We start from the raw sequence: 1,699 nt of genomic DNA on the forward strand, positions 1-1,699 counted from the left end.
TTCCTAGTGCGTATAACGCCGCAAATAAACGGCAAAAATTAGTTGGCTAAAATTTGTGAGGCACGAACAAAGCCAACTGATTTTTGTCCGCACTTTTAATTTGCTTTGTTATGTGTACATTAAACCTAACTAATTAAATAACCAAGTAAAACAAGTGCTAAAACAGAGTAGATTAGTACAAGGCGCAACTTATTAAACCTAAACATAAATTCATAGCCACAAACAGGACATGAATTTTTTGTATATTGAGGAGAAACGTATTCTTGTTTAGGAATTACACTACTCTGGCATTTAGGGCACTTCAAACGATAATCACTTATACATTTTGCTGGGAAGTATTAAATTTACTGATAAATTTTCGGTACACATAACGCCTCATTCAGGGGCAGTAAAATAGCTGGTTAAAATTAGCGAGGCACGAGCAAAAACCAGCTGTTTTTGTCCTGCTGAAATGACTTGTTATGTAACAAAACGCCACCCATACACAGCGAACATAGATATTGTTATAGCTGAATATAATAGCCTTTTATCTTTAATGTTCTTCGGATAAATACCTGAGTGAGCGGGTAATAATAAGAGCATGAAAAAACCTGCTGAACAAATAAAGGCAAATACGCCTAAGATAGCTAAATTCATTAAATCAGGTGATGTGGGGTGACCAATAATAAAACCGTACATCGCACCAAAAAATGGAACTACAAACCCCAAAGCTGTGGCTGGTAACCAGTAAAATAGTAACTTTTCTAATTTAGAAAGAGGGTTTTCTACTTGCCCTTTTATGTACACGTATATTGTAACTAACAGAATATTTAAAAAGACAAACATTTCAAAAACGAATTGGTTACTAAAACCAAGAATGCCTTGCTCCATATCAGACTGCGTGTCACCAGAAGCATATTGGTAAAGAACACCAATAACGATTCCAACCACTAGAGGTAAACAGGTTAATGTTAAAAAGGTTTTTAAATAGAATTTCAAATTATAGCCTTGTGCGAATTTGTTACATAACGCCGTTGTAACCGGCAAAAAATTGTTGGCTAAAATGTGAAGCGAAGCGTAGCAGCCAACAGTTTTTGTCCGCGTTGACGACTTTGTTATGCGTTGACACACCTCTTTCAAAGCGCTTGCGCCTGCACCAACGAGCTAAATTTTTATTTAAAAAAGCACTCACCAAACCAAAAATTGCAAAGAAGCGTTAGACTGGTGAATGACCTTTCTGGCCACAGCTTAAATTGAAAAAGAAAAGCCAAGACCAACTTAAAATTTGATTACGCCACTGTAACTAAAAGCTGACCTTAAGGAAAGACTTGAAGTAAAAACCGTTTTAAAGACAGCAATTTAAAGTGACGCATAACGCCCGATTAACGGGTTAAAAATAGTGGGCTAAAATCGAGCGAAGCGAAAAGCCCGCTGTTTTTAATCCCTGTTTAATTGCTTGTTATGTGTTGGTAGCAGCCTTATTGAACTTTTCGCTTGTAATATATGATAAACCCAGCCAAGCCAAAACCTAAAATCACAGAGAGAATTATAGCAATCAAAGAATGATAGCTTGGTAAAACTGTATAAGCTCTTGGTAGAATCTCAAGAGTAATATAGACAACAGCTAATGATATTACGCAACCTAGAACAACAAATTTAAAAAGTTTATACAACGAACTCAACTTTCATTCCCTGAAACACTGGTGTTACCCACTAAAAG

At 36.1% G+C, this 1,699-nt stretch carries 1 protein-coding gene; it reads right to left on the reverse strand.

Features of this window, described 5'->3' with window-relative positions; translation table 11 throughout:
• Positions 1-459: 459 nt before the first annotated feature.
• The gene (locus CWB72_RS20165; RefSeq protein ID WP_138635195.1) at positions 460-978 is read right to left on the reverse strand and encodes a hypothetical protein; all 519 of its coding nucleotides are present in this window, start codon (positions 976-978) and stop codon (positions 460-462) included.
• Between the last annotated feature and the right edge of the window lie 721 nt (positions 979-1,699).

Source organism: Pseudoalteromonas phenolica (assembly GCF_005886345.1).
GTDB classification, from domain to species: Bacteria; Pseudomonadota; Gammaproteobacteria; order Enterobacterales; family Alteromonadaceae; genus Pseudoalteromonas; species Pseudoalteromonas phenolica_A.